This is a genomic window from Halioglobus maricola (assembly GCF_009388985.1).
Taxonomy (GTDB): domain Bacteria; phylum Pseudomonadota; class Gammaproteobacteria; order Pseudomonadales; family Halieaceae; genus Halioglobus; species Halioglobus maricola.
This window is the reverse complement of sequence record NZ_CP036422.1, coordinates 2126932-2148244: the sequence shown is the minus strand read 5'-3', so window position 1 is coordinate 2148244 and position 21313 is coordinate 2126932. Positions and strand designations below refer to the sequence as shown.

Sequence of the window (21313 nt, the reverse complement as noted above, 5' to 3'; positions counted from 1 at the left end):
AAAAGCATCAATACGTTCCGTGCGGCGGCACGCGATCTTTGATTGGATCAGATTAGCAGTCCAGGCATGCATTGCGTTAACTGGAGGAAGCCGGATTGTGATGTTCAATTATGTCCGTCCAAAAACTGCGGCCCTCCCCCGCTATTTTTCCTATCAAGGCATCCCGACTGTTCGAATCACTGATGTGGGCGCTGCGACCGTTTGACCGGCTTGCCGGAATACCCTGACCATCTCTGCCGAATTACTCTGACCAATTCGCTGTTGCAAAAGACCGAGTGGGACTTAGTTGATGCGCATTCAAAAGGAGTTTCATGGTGAACTCTTTGTCGATTGTCGTCATCTTCACGACATCTTCAATCAAGACCCAGGGCACGTTTCTCCTTCTCCAGCACAGCCGCCACCTGCGAAAGGCTGCAGATTGAAATGGACTTCAAGGTTTCACTCCCGGCTTGGCAGGCAGGCATCCCCTCCTAGTAACCCGCCTCAGCCGCTAGGATCATCTGATAAAAGGCGTCATCCAGCACCCGATAGTCACCGCTGCGAGGGTGGCGCACATACACTCGATCTTTACCCACCCTATCCAGATGGTAGGCTTGCTCGCGCAGCTTCCCCTTCAGCAGCTTAAAGGTCACCGTGATTTCAGTATCCTGCTGCAGACGCACGAACACTGGCCGCGCGTAGTCGGGCAACTGCGTATCCACGTCTGGTCTTTGGCTACGACTTAGCTATAAGAGCCCCGACACGACGTGGCATCCAAGGTTAGTTCTAGTTCCAAATCAATGGTCCGCTTCCACCTCATAGCGGTCATTCCGTCTTGGGATGACGGATATACCACATAAAGGACAAGCTGACCGCTATCCCGATCATAAAAAGAGGTGTTATGTAATACGTCCAAAATTCACCGCTAAATGTAATGGAAGATCGCAGAGTTTCATCTTGATTGAGTAGAACCGTGTACAGTTCGAGGTTATTGATTACCGCGAATAAAGATATGAGAGCGCCAGCGCTATATAGCGTGCTAACGACGAATACCTGGTACTTCGTAAGTTTTGCGCCTGCCAAGTAAGCGGCAGTCAAATAGGCGAACGTGAAGGTCAAATAAATTGAGAAGCTGGTGATGGCATTTGCAGACCACATCGCCATTGCCTCATGAGTGCTGGCATCTATCATTTTTTATCCTTACAAATTCTGACCAATCAAGGATAGACCGAAGTCCGAAAATAGGCGAAAGCGGATATTGGATGGCTTGAATAGGCTGAGCTATCCAGAAAGTTCTGCTTTCACCTCAAAGAAGAAGTTTGGCGGATTCCAATCTCGTCCTATCTAGTCAGTAATTCGAAAACTCGATAAAGGAAGTTTATGTAATCCGGGGTTGAGCCGCGACGCTAGACTGTTAAACTAAGGTGTATTTCGCTAGATTGAACTGACATACAAAAACCAGAGAAGCTCTATGCTGAGTCCTAGATTGAAAACCCTATTCAGGGTTGTTCCCCTAACCTTCATTTTGTTCAGTGCCTCTCAGGCATTTGGTGCTCCAGTATTTTCACAGTCCCCGCCTGCTACAACTGGAGGTTACAAGTCAGACTTCACGTTTAATTTCGTTAACCAGCAGGCCCAGCGGTTCTCTCTCGCATCGGATACCAGTATTCAGGCAGTTGTGGCCTGGGGTGCCTATGGTTCAGGTTTGCCGACGGACAACTTCACCATTCGCATCTTTGCGGATGATGGTGGTGGCTCTCCTGAAGTCCTTCCACTGATCGAACTGTCTGGTGTTGCTGCCGTGCGGGTAGACACCGGAGGACTCGAGCTAGGTACTAATCCGATCTACCAATACACGTTCAACCTTGCAGCGCCGATAGCCCTGCTAGGTTCCACTGACTACTACCTGTCTGTGGTCAACAGTACAAATCTTGCTGAGTCATGGAGTTGGGTTGAGGGAGCCACTACCAACGATCTCAGGTGGAGTCGTGATGCAGATGGGAACGCATGGTTTGCCCCGCAACCCGCTAACCTCGCGTTTGAATTGCACGATGCTCCGATCGTTATTCCGCCGACTACTCCGACTACGCCTGCACAGCCTGTGCCGGTAATGCCGGTAGGTTTGTTATTGGGTTTGATCCTTGGTTTTATCGCCATCGCGAGAGTATTCGCAATTCGCGGGCAGTAGCAAAAATGCAAATCCCACACCTCCGCCCTAATGTCCGCTTTTAGGCGAAAGCAGACATCGAGAATGCGACACTGTCTCTCAGATCAGTTCCAAGCCAATGCAGCTAGCCGTCGTCTGCCCGGACGAGCCAATCTTGTTTGATGCAGTACGTTATGAATTGGTATGGGTACTCCGCCGTCTGCGTTCCGTGCTCATGATCTTTAACTAGAGCTGATAACTCATCAAAGTCTACTTTACCGTCAGCACGGCTGTTCGCCAGCCTGACCACTTTGTCCCATGAGACTTGGTTGTGCGGCTTTAGCTGACGCGAAGGCCCCTTTCCTATTCGGTATTTTCCCTCGTAGTCTCTCTTTGTTTTCCTTGCAGCCATTTTCGTGCCCATTCTAAGCGTATGTTCGATGTACAGGCGATCATGCAGCTCTGAAGCCTATCACTCGCTATTCTGCAGCGTTCTTACCCGCTGGCCCCCATAAACCCAAACCTTTAGGGTCTTTGTGCAGCAAGTGAATGCCGTCTTCGGTGAGAAGCTTCTCAGCATAAGGCCCCCACTTCAAACTAGGAGCCTTTACGCCCTTTTGTGGCAAAGCCGGTTTGTACGTAAAGATCACCCTGGGCTTGTCCTCGTAGTTCACGACGCGGTAAGCAGTGACTAAGCCTCCATGCCATGACGGCCCCGCCTGCTTCTTGTGTAGATATATATTCTTGCCCACTAAATCCTTCGCTTTTTCTTCAGTTACTGCCCAATACCCGCTTTCATGCTCGTCGTATAAGCCCAAATTTACTCCTCCTAGCAAGTGACCCTCTACCCAGTCATACACTGGCCGTAACCGTTGCTGGGCGGCTTCAATACATGCCATAGCCTCTTCCATAGACGTCGGGGGGCTATCCCAGATAAGCGTTCTAAACGTCAAATGAGGCGATGTCTCTCTCTCAACTAACTCGCCTGATTTTTCGAGCGTAACCTCCTGCTTGCCTCGCGCTAGAAAACCCTGGGCAGCATCTAGGCATTCCAGAGCCTCATCTACCATAGCTCTCCACTCCTGCTCGGCAAGGGCGGCCAGCGCCTTACCTGAGACACCGATTTGCTTCTCTTTAATCTGCGGCCTGGCAGCCGCTTGCCATGCATCTCTAGTTAAATGCACAGTAATCAGGTCTGCCGCAGAGATTACGTCTCGAAGTTCTATTAGCGTGAGGTTTTCTTTCTCGGACAGCAGCAACCGCGCGATTGGCCAATCTCTGTATTTCATGCCTTCCAAATTAACGCCCAGATAAGCTTCCGCTGAGTCTCTTGGTAATGCCACGTTCCACTGGACCCCATCGTTGTCGTCGCTAACTCCAACCCACCGTCCGGCCTTTTGCCCGAAAGGGCGAGGTGTGACACCGAAAACATCTGCGAAAACTTTTGCGATGAAACTTTTTTGGTCGTCAGCATCAAGCCGGCTGGCCGCCGGTTGGGGCACGTTCACTGTGTCGGTGCTTACATTGCTCGAATCGTAATTGGTTGCTAATCGATCAATCACGCCCTCTGGCGTATCAAAACCTACAGCCAATTTTTCTAACTTTGCATACAGCTCTTTGGATATTTCTATCGTAGGTGCCACTTTGCCTCTCCAATAAACAGGTCTTGGAATTATATTAACTGTCAGTAAATATAATTTCAACGATGTTTTACTGTCATTTCACCTTTCATAGTGCAATAAATTATTGCTCATCACTGATATATGCTGTGATTTACTTAAGATCATTGGGACAGGCGCCGCGACACGGATGAACCTGCCATGAACTTACTTGAAAACCCTACACCAGGATCGTGTGACTGATTTCGAATACACAATTCTTAAAAATACTTGAAAAGAAGGTTTTGTAAGCTACTGAATTTATTAGTTATATTCTGTTGAAAGCTGTGCATGATTTACTTAAGCATTTAATGGATCAACGTTACCCTCTCCGCATGCCGACCTTGTTTCATATCCACGATCCCATGTGCAGCTGGTGCTGGGGTTATCGCAATACCTGGGACCAGCTGCGGCTCCACCTTGATTCAGAGATTGATGTTGTTAATGTGCTTGGAGGTCTTGCGCCGGACACGGACGCACCGATGCCGCTGGCACAGCAGCACACGATCGCGAGTTACTGGAAAGACGTCGCCGCAGCGACAGGCGCGCAATTCAATTTTGATTTCTGGAGACTTTGTAAGCCACGCAGGTCAACTTTCCCTGCATGCCGGGCTGTGCTTGCCGCGTCCAATCAGAACGCTGAGCAGCCGATGATCGATGCTGTTCAGCAAGCTTATTATCTAAGGGCCATGAATCCCTCAAATAACGACACCCTGGTCGTTCTCGCAGGCGAACTCGGGCTTGATGTTGATCTGTTTGCCGCAGAGCTACTTAGCGCAGAAACAGAGAGCAAGCTGCAAATGGAGCTATCGCTGCGGCGTGAGCTTGGGGTGAATTCTTTTCCATCTCTCGTTTTGAAAGTGGACGACGCCTTGTATCCCATCCCTGTCGATTACCGTGAGCACCGCCCTGCCCTTGCCGCCATTGATTCATTCCTGGGGATGGCAAGGCGCTAACACCGAAACTTCTTTGTGACGACGACTGTAGTTTCCGAGTCGTATCTGTTTTCATCTATACTGGGCTCTGGTCTAATGCACCTGATCCTATAGAGAACATAATGTCCGAATTGATTAACGCCAGACCCTCCAGCCGGGTGGCATTTTTATTGCCCCTCCTCCTGGCTATGAGCTTTGCCAACAGCAGCCGTGCACTGGAAGTACTGACAGTTCACGAACTGGTTGCTCACTGTACGTTTTTGCAGTCCGATCCCGAGGGAGCTGATGGGCAGTACTGCACACGCTACATCCAGGGCTTTATCGATGGCGCTGTCGAGACAGACGCACGTATCGCCAAAGAAGTCGTCACCGGGAGTGCTGACTCCCTGACAGAGCGAGCGAAGCGTACCCGCATGCCACGGCGTGACATGTATGACCGTCCAGGCAGCCTGGCGGGATTCTGCCTCGGTGACCCGCTGCCATTGCGCCAGGTGGTCGATACTGTCGTCAATGACCTGGTCGTTCTCGACATAGATGAAACTGCCGAGTCTCCAGCGCGTATTGCGGTCGACGATTCGCTGCGCCAGCATTACCCCTGCTCAGAGTAAGGAAATGAACACAGATTACAGCGCCAAATCATCGCAGCTGGCGGGCTTCATGGCGATTTTGTTCACCTGTTGGCTGCTATGGTCCGGCCTCTACAAGCCTTTACTGATCGGGCTGGGCGTTTTTTCAAGCCTGCTGAGTCTTTGGCTCGCCCAGCGCATGGGTTTCTTTCGCCATGCAATGCCGGTGCGCTCGCTAGTGCGGCTACCTGCACTTTGGTGGTGGGTGCTCGGTGAAGTTATCCAGTCCAGTATAGAAGTCGCACGCGTCGTGCTGTCTCCGTCGCTGCCGATCGAGCCCGAGTTGGTCGAACTCACCACTCAAGAAAAAACCGACTCCGGCAAAGTCATACTGGGCAATTCCATTACCCTTTCGCCAGGGACTGTGACCATCGACGTAGATGAAGATCGATTGTTGGTGCACTGCCTAACCAGCGCGAGCGCGGCCGGGCTTAAGAGCGGCGAAGCGGAACGACGCACTGCCAGGCTGAGGTTGGACTGAAATGTATATCGCTGTCTCCCTGGCTATCCTGGTGACCATGGTGCTCGCGTTAGTCCGCGCCTTGCGCGGGCCGACTGTTTACGACCGGGTGCTGGCGGTAAATATGTTCGGCACCAAAACCGTATTGCTACTGTCGGTCATCGCGTTCCTGATGGGGCGACCGGACTTCCTCGACCTGGCACTGGCCTATGCGCTGATCAACCTGGTAGGTGTACTGGCGGTTCTCGAATTCAGTCAGAAGAAACCTCGCGCAACGGATGTAAAAGATCTTGATTGACCTGGCCCTGGATATCGTTAGCTGGTTCCTGCTCTGCGGGGGCGCTGTCTTCGTCGTGATCGGCGGCATCGGCGCGCTGCGGTTACCGGATTTCTATACTCGGTTGCACGCCGCTAGCCTGACTGAAACCATGGCCACTATCATGATATTTATAGGTATGATTCTTCAGGCCGGCTTTACTCTGGCTGCGCTCAAGCTTGGTGCCATTATGCTGTTCCTGCTCCTCACCGGCCCCACAGCCAGCTACGCTCTGGCAAACGCGGCACTGCAAGCGGGAATGCGCCCCACCGCCACACAGCGCGAGAACGACACGCCATGATCATCATCTTCGCACTGTTTTTACTATCCCTGTTGGTTATCACCGCGCTGGCTATTGTTCGCACCAAGAATCTGTTCGTCGCGGTCATGCTGACTTCGATTTTCAGTCTATTGATGGCCGCCAACTTCTTTATTCTCGACGCGGCCGACGTGGCGCTTACTGAAGCCGCTGTCGGCGCCGGGATCACCACGGTGATTTTTCTCTCTGCGCTGGCGCTCACTGTCGAGCGGGAAAAAAAGGTGCGATCCGGTCGGCGGCTGGCCATGGTAGTGGTGGCAATATTGGCCACCATCATGATTTACGCGACATTCGATAAGCCTCGCCTGGGTGACCCGGAGGCGCCGGTGCACCAACATCTGGCCCCCTGGTACCTCGAGAACACTCCCGTGCTAATGGATTTCCCTAACGTGGTGACTGCCGTGCTGGGTAGCTTCCGTGGGTATGACACGCTTGGGGAGGTATTTGTCGTCTTTGCAGCCAGTATCGGCGTACTGTTTATTCTCGGCGTCAAGCCACCGGAGGGCAGTTCCTACGATCCTGAGGCCTCGGGTTTGCGGCACCACCTGATACCGCAGGTGGTAGGACGATTGCTCATACCCTTTATTGTACTGTTCGGCCTCTATGTTCAATTTCACGGCGAGTATGGACCTGGAGGGGGGTTCCAGGCAGGCGCTCTGATCGCCTCCGGCGTCATTTTGTACGCTCTTCTCGAAGGAGAAGCAGCAGCCCTTCGAGCAGTGCCCCAGTCTGTACTCATGGGCCTGGTAATTGGCGGCGCCTGCCTCTATGGCGCGGTGGGCATTGTGTGCGTTCTGCTGGGCGGCAATTTTCTGGAATACTCGGTATTGGCATCCGACCCTGCCAAAGGGCAACAACTGGGCATACTGCTAATTGAGGCTGGTGTGGGGATGGCAGTCTGTGGCGCCCTCCTCACCATCTTCCACGCTTTCGCCGCGAGGCCAATGCGCTCATGAACCTGCTGGAACTACTGGGCTACTTCAACTACTGGGTATTCGCTATCGTGCTCACGGTTGGACTATATACCGTCATCGCCAAGGTTAACCTGGTGAAGAAACTGATTGGCCTGTCGATCTTCCAGTCTGCCGTGTTCCTGATGTATATCACCATGGACAAGGTAGAAGGCGGCACTGCGCCAATTATTCAAAAAGGTGTAGAGAATCAGGTTTTTTCAAATCCCCTGCCACAAGTATTGATCTTGACCGCCATCGTGGTCGGGGTATCTACCCTCTCTCTCGGCTTGGCTATTGTCGTTCGCATTTACGAAGCCTACGGCACCATCGAAGAAAACGAGATTCTGGACGCTGATTGAAACCATGGATCTAACTCCCCACCTACCGGCTCTGCAGGTCATCGTTCCGATGCTCTTTTCACCGCTGGTTCTTTTGCTAAAACCCCGAGGGCTGGCCTGGGCGGGAGCGACTGCTGTCGCTCTTCTCAGCTTCGCCATTGCCCTGAACATGGCCATCGCCGTCGCTGATGGGGCCCATTTCAAGTACGACATGGGAGGCTGGGAGGCCCCCTATGGCATCGAGCTGTCAGTCGGGGCTTTCAGCGCGCTGCTGTTGCTGATCGTAACCGGTGCCGCCGCGGCCGCCCTGCTCGCGAGCCGGCCAAGTGTAGACCGACAGATAGAACTCGAGCGACAGCCTCTATTTTATTCCGCCTGGCTGCTGGCGCTGGCGGGGCTGGTGGGAATCGTGGTGTCAGCGGACGCGTTCAATATCTTCGTCTTTATGGAAATATCGTCACTGGCTAGCTACGTACTCATTGCCGGCGGGCCGGATCGACGGGCACTTCCCGCCGTCTTCAAATACTTGATCATGGGCACCATCGGCGCCACCTTCTATCTGATCGGTGTGGGCCTTGTCTATATGATGACGGGCACTCTCAATCTGGCTGATATGGCGGCTCGCATCGGTGGCGTCACCGATATCAATCCGCTGTTGGTGGCGGCAGGTTTTATCACCATAGGCCTTGCACTGAAGGCGGCTGTTTTCCCCTTGCACGTATGGGTGCCGAACGCATACGCCCACGCGCCTCACATGGTGACCGTATTCCTGGCTGCCTGCGCTACCAAGGTCGCTATTTACGTGCTCATACGCTTCGATTTCTGGGTGTTCCAGGCCAATCTCGAACAGCATGCCTTGCAGTTCTCCCTGTTTCTGATGCCGCTGGCCTTGCTCGGCATACTGGTAGCCTCGGCAGTGGCAGTATTTGAGGGGCATATCAAGCGCTTGCTCGCAATGTCTTCAGTCGCGCAAATTGGCTATATCGTGCTGGGTGCCAGCTTCGTGACCGAGTCCGGGCTTACTGCGGCCTCTTCGCACATGTTTAACCACGCTTTGGCCAAGGGTGGTTTGTTCCTGGCCATAGCCGGGCTGGGCTATCACTATCGCGATTTAAGTCTTGCCCAACTCGCCGGGGCCGCCCGCAACATGCCCTGGACAGCCGCTGCCATGGTGATCTGTGGTTTCAGCCTGATCGGTATTCCTGGCACTGCGGGCTTCATCAGCAAGTGGCTGCTGATCAATGCAGCCCTCGACGAGGGGCGTTTGGCCTGGGTGCTGGTCGCTATTATCCTGGTCAGTTCGCTGATGGCGCTCGCTTACGTTTGGCGCATCATCGAGACCCTGTACTTTAAAACCCCGGTTGACGAGGAGGCAGTGCATGGAGAAGCCCCCTTACAGTTGCTGCTGGTCACCTGGCTGGTAGCCATCGCCAATATCTTTTTCGGTTTGTTCCCACAGTTTCCGCTGGCCCTGTCATCCGCCGCGGCGCAACTGCTCCTGAGGCAAACACTATGAGCGCCATAGCACTGGCCATCTGCGTGCCTCTGGTCACTGCCGTGGGTATACAGTTAGCGGCGCGCTGGTCAGACAACCTGCGAGAGGCAGTCACCCTGGTTGGGGCCGCTACTCTGGCATGGGTAGTCTGGGGGATGTTGCCAGACCTGTTCGCCGGCGAGCGCCCGGCACTGATGCTTGGCGAACTCATGCCGGGAGTCACCCTGGCCTTTGAGGTGGAACCCCTCGGAATGTTGTTTGCCGCCCTGGCCTCTGGGCTGTGGATTATCAATTCGATCTATAGCATCGGCTATATGCGCGGCAACAAAGAGAAGAAACAGACGCGTTTCTATACTTGCTTCGCCCTCGCCCTCGCTGCCACGATGGGCATAGCCTTCGCCGGCAACCTGCTGACATTGTTCCTGTTCTACGAGATGCTCACTTTATCTACCTTCCCTCTCGTATCGCACAAGGGTGACGAGGCGACAGTAAAATCTGCCCGTGTCTATCTGAGCATTCTGCTTTGCACCTCGATCGGCCTGCTGCTTCCGGCAATCATCTGGACATATCACGTAGCCGGTACCGGCGACTTTACCGCTGGCGGTATTCTGGAAGGCAATATCTCGGGTGCTGATGTGGGCCTGCTATTGGCACTGTTTGTGTTCGGCGTTGGCAAGGCCGCAGTGATGCCCGTCCACCGCTGGTTGCCAGCCGCCATGGTGGCGCCAACCCCGGTCAGTGCCTTGTTGCACGCGGTCGCCGTTGTAAAAGCCGGCGTATTCACGGTGACCAAAGTTATCGTTTACGTCTTCGGAGTGGATTTCCTGTTCGCCACACCCAGCGCAGGCTGGCTGGTTTATGCGGCGGCTTTTACCATTATCGCCGCCAGTCTGGTGGCACTGCGCCAACAGAACCTGAAGCGCTTGCTGGCCTACTCCACCGTGGCGCAGTTGTCCTATGTGGTCATGGCCGCTGCGGTACTGAAACCACTGGCAGAAATTGGAGCCGCCATCCACATGGTGGCCCACGCCTTCGGCAAGATCACTCTGTTCTTTGCCGCCGGCGCAATTTACACCGCAGCAAAGAAAACCGAATTGCACCAGTTGCGCGGCATCGGCCGGCGCATGCCCTGGACCATGGCGGCCTTTACCATCGGTGCGCTTAGTATGATCGGCGTGCCACCCACGGGAGGGTTCGTGTCCAAGTGGTATATTCTGGCAGGCTCCTTCCAGGCGGATAATCTGGTCGCCATATTCACCATCATCATCAGTACGGTACTGAATGCGGCCTATTTTCTACCTATCATCTTTATGGCCTGGTTTGTCGATGAGCCGCCAGGGGGCAAGGAGCACGGCGAAGCGCCCCCATTGGTAGTGCTCGCGCTGAGCCTTACGGCCTTACTGACTCTGGGCTTTTTCTTCTTCAACGGGCCGGTTATTCAGCTGGAACAACAGCTGGTGCAGGAGATGCTGCGATGAGCAACCACAACGACGACCACTGGCTCGTAAGGCCGTCCACCATACGTAAATTGTGGTGGGGGTTCTCTGCAGTACTGGCCCTGACTGTTTTAGCGCAACTGGTGTGGTACGTAAAAGGCTACTTTACCGTCGACGGCTGGCTTGGTTTCGGCGCTGTATACGGTTTTCTTAGCTGCCTGCTGATGGTGTTGTTCGCCAAAGGTCTGGGTTACTTGCTAAAACGACCGCGCGACTACTACGCGGAGCGCGATGTCGATGCCTGAAGTATTGTCACCCGCGCTAATCATGGTGGTGGCGGCCCTGGCCATCGGCCCGGCTCGCGGGCACCTGCGCACTGCCATCGTACTGTTCGCGCCGCTACTGACCCTGTGGGCCGTATGGCAGGTACCTGATGGCGTGCAGGATACGGTGCGATTCCTGTCCTACGATATCGAGCCAGTAGAAGGCAGCCCACTCAGGCGACTCTTTGCTACCATCTTCTCGCTCATGGCTTTCGTGGGCGGCCTCTTCGCTTTTCGCGCAGCGAAATGGCATGAGTTGGCTGCGGCATTTTTGTACGCCGCCGGCGCCATCGGTGTCAGTTTTGCCGGTGATCTGATTTCCCTCTTTATTTATTGGGAACTCATGGCCCTGTTCTCCACAGTCGTGGTGTGGAGTGGTGGCACGCCCGCATCTCGCGCGGCCGGCATTCGCTACGCAATCCTGCATTTGCTCGGTGGAGTGATATTGAAGGTAGGTATCGAAGGCGTTGTGGTGAGTACAGGCTCTATCCAGATTACACCCATGCTGGCACAGGACTTCAACAGCTGGATGATTCTCTGTGGCATCCTCATCAACGCTGCAGCGCCGCCCCTCTCCGCCTGGTTGGCAGATGCCTATCCGGAATCCAGTCCCACCGGTTCTGTATTCCTTTCCGCCTTCACCACGAAGACCGCAGTGCTGGCGCTGATGCTTTTGTTCCCCGGGGAACCAGTGTTGATTGGTATCGGCCTGTTTATGGTGGTGTACGGGATTATCTATGCCCTGCTGGAAAATGATATCCGCCGTATTCTGGCCTACTCGGTCGTGAACCAGGTAGGGTTCATGGTCTGCGCCATTGGTATCGGAACCACCATGGCGCTGAACGGTGCGGCTGCGCATGCCTTTGCCCATATCATCTACAAAGCGCTGCTGTTTATGAGTGCCGGGGTGGTCATCTACCGCACTGGCAAAAACCGCTGCACCGAGTTGGGCGGACTGTTCCGCACGATGCCTCTTACTACGATCTGTTGCATCATCGGCGCCCTATCGATTTCAAGTTTCCCACTGACCTCGGGCTTTACCACCAAGAGCATGATTTCCCAGGCTGCCGCTGACGAGAGTCTGGTGTGGGTTTACATGCTGCTTACGGCTGCCTCTGCTGGCGTATTCCTTCACGCGGGGATCAAGTTCCCCTGGTTTGTATTCTTCCAGAAAGACTCAGGCCTGAGGCCCAAAGACGCGCCATGGAATATGGCGCTGGCCATGATTATTTTCTCTGCGCTTTGTCTGCTGCTCGGCATCTTTCCTGAGTGGCTATACCGCTTCCTGCCCTACCCGGTTGACTATGTGGCTTACTCGCCGGGTAAAGTCGTCTTCTACTTGCAACTGCTGCTGTTCTCCGGGCTGGCCTTCTTCCTGCTGCTGCCGCTGATGAAGCGCACGGAAACCATCAGTCTCGACGTGGATTGGCTCTGGCGCAGAGGCGTGCCGGCGGCTTTACAGCGTCTCGCCGTGATGGTGCAACCGGTGAAAGAAATAGGCGAGGTAGTGGGCAGCGCTGGACAGCGCTTGCTCCGCCATCTTACCGCCAACTATCTGGGACAGCCGGAAACTGCAGATAGCGAGGAGCGCGCACTGTTTGCCCGTTCCTGGCCGATCGGCACCACCGCACTCTGGATTGCGATATTACTCACCGGCTATGTGCTAATACACTATATTCTGCCTGGCTAGAGCGAACCTAGGTTTCAAGTTCCTCTACAAGATTGGCATAGAACCCTTGCTGTCGCATTAGTTCGCCGTGGGATCCGCGCTCGATAATCTCGCCTTTGTCGAGCACCAGTATCTGATCTGAATGCTGAATTGTGCTGAGGCGATGAGCTATTGCGATAACCGTTTTTTCCATAAATACATGGTCGATGGCTTTCTGAATGAGCTGCTCAGTCACAGAGTCCACCGAGCTGGTAGCCTCATCTAACATAACTACTTCACTCCCGCCGGCTATCGCCCTGGCGAAAGCAATGAGCTGAGCCTGACCTGCTGACAGGTTAGCGCCATTGCCCTGCAGCTCAAATGCGTAGCCACCTGGAAGATCATCTATAAAGTGATCAGCGTAGACATAGCGCGCAGCCTCAACAACGTCCGCCCTGTCGATACCTTCCCGGGACAAGCCAATATTGAATTCAATACTCTCGTTAAACAGGAAGACTTCTTGCTGCATCAGCGAAAAGAACTTCCCGGCCTCGGCCTTGGGAATCCTGCTCAACTCAATACCGTTGAGTTTGATCGACCCATGATAGTTGTCGTAAGTCTTGGTTAGCAGGCGGAGGATGGTCGATTTGCCTGAGCCTGTACTGCCCACGAGTGCAATTCTGTCACCTTTTCCAAGGCGAAAGGACACGTCATTCAGCACCCAGGGGCCTGTCTCGGTGTAGCGAAACCTGACCTCGTCAAAAACCAGTGTCTCAAAGCTGTCTAGCACCCCGAGCTCTGATACCGAAAGGTGTTCGCCTTGCGTGCTGACATGCTCGCTGTCCTGCTGAAATATTTCCTCGATATGGTCAAAGGCCGCAAATGCCCGCTGAATAGATGCCATCTGGGAAGTGAAATCGCGAATAGGAACAAAAATCTTGTCCAGGGTGTTGATAAAACCAACAAGCACACCGACGGATATTGTCGCGGCGAGGATTTCCCGGGAACCGTACCAGATGATCAGCCCCATACTGACGGTGGTAATACCCTCAATGATTGAGTACAGCGCGGAATCATACAGATTTGACTTGGACTGAGCTTTATAAAAACCGCGGGTATAGGTCTGGTAGCGGGAGAGCACCTCCTGCTCGGCGTTATACAGCTGCACCGTTTTAATGCCGCTGAGCGACTCCTGCAGATAGCCAGTACCCTGGGACAAGACGACGCGAGATTTCAGGTAGGCGTCGCGCAGCCTTCGCCGGAGGAGCTCTGTAATGTAGTAAATGACAGGGCCAATCAGGATCAGTACCAGGGTGAGTTTCCAGCTTATGATCGCCAGGAAAACAAGCAGCGCGACCGTTATCAGTACATCCCTGACCATGCTGAGCAAGCCTTGAGTAAAAGACTCACTGATCGCTTCCAGATCGCTGGTCAAGCGAGTCAGGGTGACGCCCATAGGCGTCTTGTCAAAATACCGGCGAGGGAAGTGCAGAACTCGATCAAACATTTCTGCCCGGATATCTCTGATCGCGTGCTGCGCCGCAGACTGCAGTGAGTAATTAAATATCGCGTCAGCCAGATAGTTGCCGATCAGCACAAGCACCAGGCCCAGGGTCCACCACATGAGCCCATCGTAAACACCCGGCACCAGCTGTTGATCGATGACCTGCATGATCAGCCAGGGAAATAGAATACTGAAGGCCACGGAGACAGGAATCAGGGCAAGGCCGATCAACACCTGTGTTTTATAGGGCTTGAAGTGATTCAGGAAACGTTTCACGACGGGCCAGTCGACAGATGTCTCACTCATTCTGCGGTGCCTCCGTCGTGCTGTTGCAGCTCCCAGGTCTGCCGATAAATCTCCGATCGCTGTAGTAGCTCGGCGTGCGTTCCCTGGTCGACAATACGCCCTTCCTCAAGAACGAGGATGTGATCGACTTGCTCCAGCACTGTCGCGCGATGAGAGACGATCAAGGTGCTCTGGCTACGACTGTTATTGAAGATCTGGTTGAGGAGGAACCGCTCCGTCTCGTTATCGACAGCGGACAGTACGTTATCCAGGATCATCAGCTTGGACGGCGTGTACAAACCGCGTGCGAGGCTCAGCCGTTGTTTTTGCCCGCCAGATAGGAGAATTCCTTTCTCTCCCACCAGCGTTTCTTCCTGCTCCGGAAACTGTCTAACTTCATCCAGCATATCGCTTTGTTTAAGCACCTGATCGAGACTCAGAGGTTCCTGCAGAGACTCAGAGCCGAACCGAACATTCTCGGTCACCGTGTCGGAGAACAGAAATGGCTCCTGCGTGATTGTGCGTACGGCGCTGCGCAAGTCCGCGCGAGATATCTCTGTCAGGTCGTTGTCGTCGATAAACAGCTGTTCGGGGTCAACATCCAAATATCGATTGATACAATTGACCAGCGTGGTCTTTCCTGAACCCACCCTGCCGAGGATGCCGACAGTTTGCCCCGGCTTTACTTCGAAGCACAGATTTTTCAACGTCGGTGTTGTTGCGCCCGGGTAGGTATAGGTCAGCCCATCGACTCGCAGCCCCTGGCTGAACAACTTATCCCGACTCTCCGGGGCAAGCCGCTCACCATCCTTGGCGATCAAGGGCTCATCCAGAATACGGCGCAAGCTCTCCAGGCTGACTATCCCGTTCTGCCAGGCCGAGAAAATCATGCCGAGGGAAATAAAGGGCATTGCCAACAGGGAGGCATAAGAAAGCAATGCCGTGAGTTCACCCAGTGTCAGGTCCTGATTCAGCAGGTACCCTCCCCCGATCGCCAAAATCATCACCTTGAGAATTCGGTCGGTATACCCGATAAGCGGAAGTATCAGGGTGCGCACCCGAGCCAGCAATAGCGACCGGCTCAGTATCTTGACGTTTTCACGATCGAACTTGTCTTCAGCCCATTGGTGAATACCATGCGACTTGATCACTTCGATGCCGGTCAGGAATCCCACCGTGCTGGAGGACATCTCCTGAAGCTCTACCATCCGAATTTTCATCATTCTGCGCATGAAAGCGATGCCTTTGTGCGCGATGAAGAAGGTGATGAGTACAGGAAAAATACAGTACAAGGTGAGATGAGGCGAGATAGCCCACATCTTGAGCGGTGTGAGTGACAAGGCGAAAATCACATTGAACACTTGCAACATGACAATACCCGCAAGCGCACGTACGCCATTGATATCGTTATTAACAATGGAGATCAGGGTGCCGGTTTCATGCTCTCGATAGAACCCGGTCTGCATGCGGGTCAATCGTGCAAAAGCATCGTCTTTCAGCTCCCTTTCAATCGCCCTGCCCGGATTGAAAAAGAGAATCCTGGAAACGGTACGGGTCACTACCATGACCAAAGCAAGGATGATCACCATGGCAATTGCCTGGGTCATCGCCTTGTCATTCGCCGCCAGCTCGCCGCTCAGCAAATCGACACTGGTGCCGATATAAGCGGGGATACTGACCGCGAGGTAGTTCGTCAGAAAAATGAAGACGACCCCAAGCGTGTATGAGCGCTTGTGATGAAAGACATAGCGGAGAAAGAATCTTAGGTTGGATTCGCGACGGGCAGTGGTCAATGTCTACAGCTTATTGAGTGCGGGGTCGAGCATTATACGCCGGGACAATCTCTCATTGGGTTTTATCGGCGGTCATCACCGCCCGCTTCCCGCCAGATTAACGCCCAGCGCAATCACGGATGCCGCAACCAACAAGGAAGACGCAGTGATCAACATCTCGGCCATCGTGAAACCAAAGGGCATGGCCGGCGTAAAGCCGCACAGCGTGCGCACTTCGAACATGGCCGGAAACCACACATCCAGGGCAAACCAATCTGGAAAATTCAGGTAGATCTCACAGGTGCCGTCGCCCCTGCCCCTCTCCACATCCCAGAGATACTTGCAGCGCTCCCACAGGCCTGCCATGCACACCACGGTGAGCAGGTGGCCCGCGACATTTAGCCAGCGTCGAGCTGGCAATAGACACATGGCGAAGGCCAGCAGCGTAAATGCCGCCACCCATATCCGAGTGTGAATACACACCTGACAGGGATCATCGCCCACTACGTACTGGTAGTAGAGCGCTACGCCTTCCATAAAAAGGCCTAACACTACCAGACCAGCCCAGTACCACTTTGACCTGATCAGATCTGTCAAGAATGCCCAGAAGCCACGGACGGTGTCGTTCATAAAAAGTCTCTCTCCTTCGTGGGCAAGTATACCGCTTAATCCACAATTTACTTGAACAGCTTGTGGATTACTCCTGTAGAAGTGCAGGAAAAGACGCCACCAGCCGCGCTGTTGTTGGACGCCAGACAGAACGGTTAGTTCATGACCAGTGTGACGGTAGTTTTGGCTCTACGTCTCGTGTCTGACCCGGCTCGAGGTCGACGGGCAGAGTGTAGGGCCCGATGGCATAGCGGTGCAGCGCCAGGACCTCGTTGCGGAAACGGCCAAACATACGCTTTATCTGGTGATACCGCCCCTCGCCTAGTGCCACGTCGGCTATATAGGGCGCCTTCGCAGAAACAACGTTCAGCGCTGCAGGTCGGGTCACAAGATCTTCGTATGGGAAGTGTATGCCGGTCTGAAAGGCCTCTATCATGGGCTGGGTCACTGGGTCGCGCAGGGTCACACGATAGCGTTTCACAATTCCCGCGCGTGGATCGCTCAACCATCGAGACCAGCGTCCGTCATTGGTCAGCAGCAGTAACCCGGTTGAGTTGTAGTCGAGACGACCGGCCAGATGCAGGTCTCCGACGTCCTCACCCGAGAACAGATCGATGACTGTTTTGTGCTGCGCATCGTGAGTCGCGCTGACAACACCAGCGGGCTTGTTCATCATCAGATAGCGCGGTTGTTTGGCTTGTAAAACTTCGTCGTCAATCTCGACCCGCGTGAATTCACCGATAACGGTGTCAGCACTACAAGTAGAAAGGTTATCAACGCGCACCCTGCCCTGGGCCAGTAACGGCTTCACCGCCCTCCTGCTGATACCCTTGTGATAGCTGATAAATCGGTCAAGTCTGGCGTGTTTTGATCGCATGGGGCTGTATTATAGGCCCATGCATGCATCAGGAAACATTCATCTCGGCATTACCCCCTGGGATTGGACAGGGATCAGTAGCGGAGCCCGTCTGGCCGAGCAGGCGCGCACAGCAGAGGCGCTGGGCTTTGACTCGTTCTGGGTACCAGAGAGCCACTTCAGTGGCCAGCGCAGTGTTCCCGCGCCCCTGCTCCTGTTGGCTGCCGCCGCTGCGGTCACCAATGACATTGCGCTGGGCTGTGTGTCCTATCTCCTGCCGATACGGAACGCCATGCTGGCAGCAGAAGAGATTGCCGTGTTGGACCGCTTATGCAATGGCCGGCTCATTCTCGGGCTTGGGCGTGGGATTCAACCCAAAATGTTCGAGGCCTTTGAGATTCGCTCGGGTGACAAGCGCAAGCTGTTCGCAGAGCGTCTCGCGCAGATACGAGCGCTTTGGCACGGTGAAACACCGATAGCGCTGTCTCCTCTGCCTCTCCAGCAGCCTGAGCCACGGTTGTGGGCGGCAGCCATTGGCCCAAAAGCTTTGCAACAAATTGCAGAGCTCGGTTTGCCCTACCTGGCATCTCCGTTGGAGTCATATGATGTTCTGGCCACAAACCTGGAAGCCTATCGAGCGATAGCGGGCGCTGTTAAGAGCACTACGCCGATAATGAGAACGGTCTACACGGTGGAAAGCCAGGCCGAGGCAGAGAGAATCAAGACAGCACTGATAGAACAACTCAGCTCAGCGGGACTGCATCGCGGCCAGGCGACAGACGAGACAGCGATCGTGGGCTCTATCACCTATGTGAGCGAAACGCTGACGCGCTACAAGGAAGAGCTTGGGATGACTCACTTGATTCTTCGCGGTGGCTTACCCGGCGTTAGCGCCGCAGACCAGCTCGCCAGTTTCGAAAAGATCCGCCAGCTACAGATCTATTAAACACTGCGATAGCGACTGCGGTGCAAGACGTCGATGATCTCGTTGCGAAGATCGACTGGATTCACGATCTTGTCAAAGGCCATGGAATCGGCAGGCACCCAGGCCCCCGATTGGATGTCCTGCATTTTTGCAGATTCTTCCGCGCTGGCTTTTGCCGCTACATCGCCGCCAATCGCTGGCACCCCTCCCAGAGACACGGAGGGCAGCGCCAGGCTCATTGCCTGGCTGTCCCAGGGGTTCATCCCCATGGCCGATGAACCAAAACCGAAGCCCTTGCGCAGAGTTACTGCAATCTTCTGCCCACGATAGCGCCGCTGGGCGGCGAACATTTTCCCAGCTGCTTTGAGAATGCCCGCTCGCTCAGACTGAGGGCCGGGCATCGCGCCGGGGTTATCCAGCAAAAAGACCAGCGGCAGCGAGAATTGCTCGGCGACCTCGATAAAGTGTGTCGCCTTTTCCGCAGCCTCACAGGTAATTGCGCCTGCCTGCACGGCCGGCTGGTTTGCCACGAGCATAGTGGCAACGCCGCCAACCCTTGCCAATGCGACGACCAGTGAACTGCCATAGCCGGGTTGCAGCTCAAATACGGTCTCATCGTCGGCAATCGCGCGCACAACTGCACGCACATCATAGGCCTTTTGCCCGGCTGGAGGGATAATGTCGAGCAGCTCGTCAACAATGTAGCGTCGGGCACTGCCTTGAGCGCGTGAATTGTCTTCATCCTGCCGGTTGGTCATGGTCAGGAAGTACCGGGCCTGGGCGAACGCATCCTGTTCGCTGGTAGCGATATTATGGACAACGCCACTCTCGGTCGCGTGCATCTGTGCACTGCCGAGCTCTTCCGGGGTGCATTCGACGCCCATGGAAGCGAAGACCACCGGTGGCCCGGCGGTAAACAGGGCAGCTCCCTCAAGCATGATGATCAAGTCGGCAAACATCCCCGTTAGCGCACCATGACCGGCTGACGCGCCCAGAACAATGGTGACTACCGGTACCTTGCCTTTCAGGTCGGCCACCAGTTGCAGATCATTGGGGGTATTCGGGTATCGCTCTAAACTATTGCTGGCTCGCTCGCCAGCGCCCTCCAGGACCAGGACCAGAGGCAGGCGCTGCTCCGCTGCGAGCCTCACCAGACGAGCGCGCTTGGCAGCATTTACGTGGCCGATGGAGCCGCCCTTGACGGTAAAATCCTCTACCAGGGCCACTACCGTCTGCCCTTGTATCATGCCGGTTCCGCCGACAACGCCATCGCCCGCGAGCGGCGCTTCCCCGCCCGGGTGATTGCTACCGGCAAGCGCGCCTATTTCGTTGAATGTATCGGGGTCAAACAGGCCATCGATTCGCTCTCTTGCAGTGAGCCGCCCTTTGGCATGCTGTCTGGCGACCCTTTCTTCGCCACCCATGGCTTCGGCCGTGGCTTGTCGCTGATTTAACTCATCCAGTAACGCCTGCCACTGCTGACGGTTCTCACTCATATCGCTAGCCTTGTTGCTTTTTCAGCCATGATTGCAGCCAGAAGTTGTCTGTCATCTTGCCGAGCTCCCTGTGAACGGCCACGCGCAAAGCCTCGGCGCCATCTGCTGTCGCAGGAACAATGTCCAGAAGATGTAGAGCCTGCTCGTACTCGCCGTCATCAAATTTTTGTTGCGCGCGTTCCAGCAGTGCTCCGGCACCGCCCGCCAGCTCCACCAGATCGCCATGGATGCTGGTGCGAGGTACGGCATAGAGCTCAGTCGTGGACGAATGCTGAAACCAGCCGGCGTAGTTTTCCCAAATTGCGCGCACACTCCAGGATACCTTACCGTAGCCCTGCCCGACTTCTAGCGCTTCGGGCAGCGATATTTCAGCCATCAGCGTATGTACGTCCTTCCCCGCATTCATGCCTTTCACCGTTTCGTCATGAACGTACATGATGGCGCCATGGAGAGCGTCCAATTCACTGCGTATCAATTCTTGTCCCATGATGGGCCCGTGATGGCCGTAGCAGATCATCTCTGGGTCAAGATCACGTACGACTTTTACAGCCTCTGCAACAACCAAGGCATCCCGGTAGCGGTCGCCGCGGATAGTGACGAGGTTGGGGAAATGCCCAAACGGGCAGCCGAACAGGTTTCCGGTAAAACAAATCCGGTGCTGCGGTAGCCAGACGATTACCGAGTCGTTGGTCTCAGCACCTGGAACCGCAAGCACTTCAAACTGCATACCGCCAAATTCGAATGCATAGCGATCCTGTACCCCAATATCCGGCGTTGGCGTGTCCTGGGCCGGGAACTCGCTGTAACCCTGTTCTGCATAGTATTGAAATGCCTCGGCGAATTTTTCGGTAAACGCAAATGCTGAGCGCCCTGCCCTGAAAGGCGCCAGTCGAGCGTCGTAGGCCTGGTGTTCGGCGTTGTGCTCACTCGCGATAACCTGCAGCCCGGGATTCTTGTCGCGAAAATAGGCTGTCCCGCCGACATGGTCAACATGACCCTGGGTAAGGATCAGTGCGCGCACAGACTCTTCACTGAAAGTGCGGAAGTTGGCCTCGATAACGGGTGCCTCCATTCCCATGCCAGCGTTTATCTGTACAGCACCCTCACCTGTTTCTATCAAATACGCATTGGAAAATGCTTCCGATAGAACGATAAAGTCGTTGATACGTTCACCGCCAAAGCGAGCGGGATTAGGCTCTACCGGTCGCGATTTGTAGATCGGGTTTCTCATAGT

General features: G+C 54.6%; 22 protein-coding genes. 13 read left to right on the top strand and 9 right to left on the bottom strand.

Going from position 1 to position 21313, the window contains the following annotated elements:
• Positions 1–470 precede the first annotated feature (470 nt).
• Positions 471–701: a hypothetical protein gene (locus EY643_RS09750; RefSeq protein ID WP_205743197.1), complete on the bottom strand. Its 231-nt coding sequence runs from the start codon at positions 699–701 to the stop codon at positions 471–473.
• A 103-nt stretch (positions 702–804) separates the two neighbouring features.
• Positions 805–1170: a hypothetical protein gene (locus EY643_RS09745; protein WP_152662027.1), complete on the bottom strand. Its 366-nt coding sequence runs from the start codon at positions 1168–1170 to the stop codon at positions 805–807.
• Between the two features lie 295 nt (positions 1171–1465).
• Between EY643_RS09745 and EY643_RS09740 the strand changes: the two genes are divergently transcribed.
• Complete coding sequence (locus EY643_RS09740; RefSeq protein ID WP_152662026.1) at positions 1466–2167, top strand: hypothetical protein; 702 nt, start codon at positions 1466–1468, stop codon at positions 2165–2167.
• 437 nt (positions 2168–2604) lie between these two features.
• On the opposite strand, the gene EY643_RS09735 is transcribed toward EY643_RS09740, so the two are convergent.
• Positions 2605–3768, bottom strand: a complete 1164-nt coding sequence (locus tag EY643_RS09735; RefSeq protein ID WP_152662025.1) for a DNA-binding protein — start codon at positions 3766–3768, stop codon at positions 2605–2607.
• Positions 3769–4094: 326 nt separating this feature from the next.
• On the opposite strand from EY643_RS09735, the gene EY643_RS09730 reads away from it, so the two are divergent.
• The 11 genes from EY643_RS09730 (at position 4095) to EY643_RS09680 (ending at position 12674) form a co-directional block, all read left to right on the top strand.
• A complete protein-coding gene (locus tag EY643_RS09730) occupies positions 4095–4739 on the top strand; it encodes a DsbA family protein (RefSeq protein WP_240732879.1) in 645 nt (214 codons plus the stop codon).
• A gap of 101 nt (positions 4740–4840) precedes the next feature.
• Positions 4841–5326 (top strand): Rap1a/Tai family immunity protein, encoded by a 486-nt coding sequence (locus EY643_RS09725; protein WP_152662024.1) that lies wholly within the window; start codon positions 4841–4843, stop codon positions 5324–5326.
• A 4-nt stretch (positions 5327–5330) separates the two neighbouring features.
• Positions 5331–5825 carry a Na+/H+ antiporter subunit E gene (locus EY643_RS09720; protein WP_205743196.1) on the top strand — a complete coding sequence of 165 codons (495 nt, stop codon included), beginning with the start codon at positions 5331–5333 and terminating at the stop codon, positions 5823–5825.
• Position 5826: 1 nt separating this feature from the next.
• On the top strand, positions 5827–6102 hold the full coding sequence (locus EY643_RS09715; RefSeq protein WP_240732878.1) for an MrpF/PhaF family protein: 276 nt from the start codon (positions 5827–5829) through the stop codon (positions 6100–6102).
• Entirely contained in the window at positions 6095–6421 is a 327-nt protein-coding gene (gene mnhG / locus EY643_RS09710) for a monovalent cation/H(+) antiporter subunit G (RefSeq protein ID WP_152662023.1), read from the top strand. Before EY643_RS09715 ends, mnhG begins: the two co-directional genes overlap by 8 nt.
• Complete coding sequence (locus EY643_RS09705; RefSeq protein WP_152662022.1) at positions 6418–7395, top strand: DUF4040 domain-containing protein; 978 nt, start codon at positions 6418–6420, stop codon at positions 7393–7395. The genes mnhG and EY643_RS09705 overlap by 4 nt, the downstream gene beginning before the upstream one ends.
• Positions 7392–7751, top strand: a complete 360-nt coding sequence (locus tag EY643_RS09700; RefSeq protein WP_152662021.1) for a cation:proton antiporter subunit C — start codon at positions 7392–7394, stop codon at positions 7749–7751. Before EY643_RS09705 ends, EY643_RS09700 begins: the two co-directional genes overlap by 4 nt.
• A gap of 4 nt (positions 7752–7755) precedes the next feature.
• A complete protein-coding gene (locus EY643_RS09695; RefSeq protein WP_152662020.1) occupies positions 7756–9246 on the top strand; it encodes a monovalent cation/H+ antiporter subunit D family protein in 1491 nt (496 codons plus the stop codon).
• Positions 9243–10703, top strand: a complete 1461-nt coding sequence (locus EY643_RS09690; protein ID WP_152662019.1) for a monovalent cation/H+ antiporter subunit D family protein — start codon at positions 9243–9245, stop codon at positions 10701–10703. The genes EY643_RS09695 and EY643_RS09690 overlap by 4 nt, the downstream gene beginning before the upstream one ends.
• Positions 10700–10966, top strand: a complete 267-nt coding sequence (locus tag EY643_RS09685; protein WP_152662018.1) for a hypothetical protein — start codon at positions 10700–10702, stop codon at positions 10964–10966. Before EY643_RS09690 ends, EY643_RS09685 begins: the two co-directional genes overlap by 4 nt.
• Complete coding sequence (locus EY643_RS09680) at positions 10959–12674, top strand: Na(+)/H(+) antiporter subunit D (protein ID WP_205743195.1); 1716 nt, start codon at positions 10959–10961, stop codon at positions 12672–12674. The genes EY643_RS09685 and EY643_RS09680 overlap by 8 nt, the downstream gene beginning before the upstream one ends.
• Before the next feature lie 7 nt (positions 12675–12681).
• Here EY643_RS09680 and EY643_RS09675 read toward each other — a convergent pair whose 3' ends face one another.
• The 4 genes from EY643_RS09675 to EY643_RS09660 all read right to left on the bottom strand — a co-directional run bounded on the left by EY643_RS09675 (position 12682) and on the right by EY643_RS09660 (position 17679).
• On the bottom strand, positions 12682–14442 hold the full coding sequence (locus tag EY643_RS09675; protein WP_152662016.1) for an ABC transporter ATP-binding protein: 1761 nt from the start codon (positions 14440–14442) through the stop codon (positions 12682–12684).
• Complete coding sequence (locus tag EY643_RS09670) at positions 14439–16214, bottom strand: ABC transporter ATP-binding protein (RefSeq protein ID WP_152662015.1); 1776 nt, start codon at positions 16212–16214, stop codon at positions 14439–14441. The genes EY643_RS09675 and EY643_RS09670 overlap by 4 nt, the downstream gene beginning before the upstream one ends.
• Before the next feature lie 75 nt (positions 16215–16289).
• Complete coding sequence (locus EY643_RS09665; protein WP_152662014.1) at positions 16290–16823, bottom strand: disulfide bond formation protein B; 534 nt, start codon at positions 16821–16823, stop codon at positions 16290–16292.
• A gap of 139 nt (positions 16824–16962) precedes the next feature.
• The gene (locus tag EY643_RS09660) at positions 16963–17679 is read right to left on the bottom strand and encodes a pseudouridine synthase (protein ID WP_152662013.1); all 717 of its coding nucleotides are present in this window, start codon (positions 17677–17679) and stop codon (positions 16963–16965) included.
• 19 nt (positions 17680–17698) lie between these two features.
• Between EY643_RS09660 and EY643_RS09655 the strand changes: the two genes are divergently transcribed.
• Positions 17699–18604 (top strand): LLM class flavin-dependent oxidoreductase, encoded by a 906-nt coding sequence (locus EY643_RS09655; protein ID WP_170287348.1) that lies wholly within the window; start codon positions 17699–17701, stop codon positions 18602–18604.
• On the opposite strand, the gene EY643_RS09650 is transcribed toward EY643_RS09655, so the two are convergent.
• Both EY643_RS09650 and EY643_RS09645 read right to left on the bottom strand, forming a co-directional pair.
• The gene (locus EY643_RS09650) at positions 18601–20079 is read right to left on the bottom strand and encodes an acyl-CoA carboxylase subunit beta (protein ID WP_152662011.1); all 1479 of its coding nucleotides are present in this window, start codon (positions 20077–20079) and stop codon (positions 18601–18603) included. The genes EY643_RS09655 and EY643_RS09650 overlap by 4 nt on opposite strands.
• A gap of 4 nt (positions 20080–20083) precedes the next feature.
• Positions 20084–21310: an alkyl sulfatase dimerization domain-containing protein gene (locus EY643_RS09645; protein ID WP_152662010.1), complete on the bottom strand. Its 1227-nt coding sequence runs from the start codon at positions 21308–21310 to the stop codon at positions 20084–20086.
• Between the last annotated feature and the right edge of the window lie 3 nt (positions 21311–21313).

Excerpts from the sequence above, each read along its gene's own strand:
- EY643_RS09720 (WP_205743196.1), top strand. The coding sequence starts at position 5,331 with ATGAACACAGATTACAGCGCCAAATCATCGCAGCTGGCGGGCTTCATG.
- EY643_RS09745 (WP_152662027.1), bottom strand. The coding sequence starts at position 1,170 with ATGATAGATGCCAGCACTCATGAGGCAATGGCGATGTGGTCTGCAAAT.
- EY643_RS09660 (WP_152662013.1), bottom strand. The coding sequence starts at position 17,679 with ATGCGATCAAAACACGCCAGACTTGACCGATTTATCAGCTATCACAAG.
- EY643_RS09685 (WP_152662018.1), top strand. The coding sequence starts at position 10,700 with ATGAGCAACCACAACGACGACCACTGGCTCGTAAGGCCGTCCACCATA.
- EY643_RS09700 (WP_152662021.1), top strand. The coding sequence starts at position 7,392 with ATGAACCTGCTGGAACTACTGGGCTACTTCAACTACTGGGTATTCGCT.
- EY643_RS09705 (WP_152662022.1), top strand. The coding sequence starts at position 6,418 with ATGATCATCATCTTCGCACTGTTTTTACTATCCCTGTTGGTTATCACC.
- EY643_RS09645 (WP_152662010.1), bottom strand. The coding sequence starts at position 21,310 with ATGAGAAACCCGATCTACAAATCGCGACCGGTAGAGCCTAATCCCGCT.
- EY643_RS09695 (WP_152662020.1), top strand. The coding sequence starts at position 7,756 with ATGGATCTAACTCCCCACCTACCGGCTCTGCAGGTCATCGTTCCGATG.
- EY643_RS09725 (WP_152662024.1), top strand. The coding sequence starts at position 4,841 with ATGTCCGAATTGATTAACGCCAGACCCTCCAGCCGGGTGGCATTTTTA.
- EY643_RS09655 (WP_170287348.1), top strand. The coding sequence starts at position 17,699 with ATGCATGCATCAGGAAACATTCATCTCGGCATTACCCCCTGGGATTGG.
- EY643_RS09650 (WP_152662011.1), bottom strand. The coding sequence starts at position 20,079 with ATGAGTGAGAACCGTCAGCAGTGGCAGGCGTTACTGGATGAGTTAAAT.
- EY643_RS09715 (WP_240732878.1), top strand. The coding sequence starts at position 5,827 with ATGTATATCGCTGTCTCCCTGGCTATCCTGGTGACCATGGTGCTCGCG.
- EY643_RS09680 (WP_205743195.1), top strand. The coding sequence starts at position 10,959 with ATGCCTGAAGTATTGTCACCCGCGCTAATCATGGTGGTGGCGGCCCTG.
- EY643_RS09675 (WP_152662016.1), bottom strand. The coding sequence starts at position 14,442 with ATGAGTGAGACATCTGTCGACTGGCCCGTCGTGAAACGTTTCCTGAAT.
- EY643_RS09730 (WP_240732879.1), top strand. The coding sequence starts at position 4,095 with ATGGATCAACGTTACCCTCTCCGCATGCCGACCTTGTTTCATATCCAC.
- EY643_RS09690 (WP_152662019.1), top strand. The coding sequence starts at position 9,243 with ATGAGCGCCATAGCACTGGCCATCTGCGTGCCTCTGGTCACTGCCGTG.
- EY643_RS09665 (WP_152662014.1), bottom strand. The coding sequence starts at position 16,823 with ATGAACGACACCGTCCGTGGCTTCTGGGCATTCTTGACAGATCTGATC.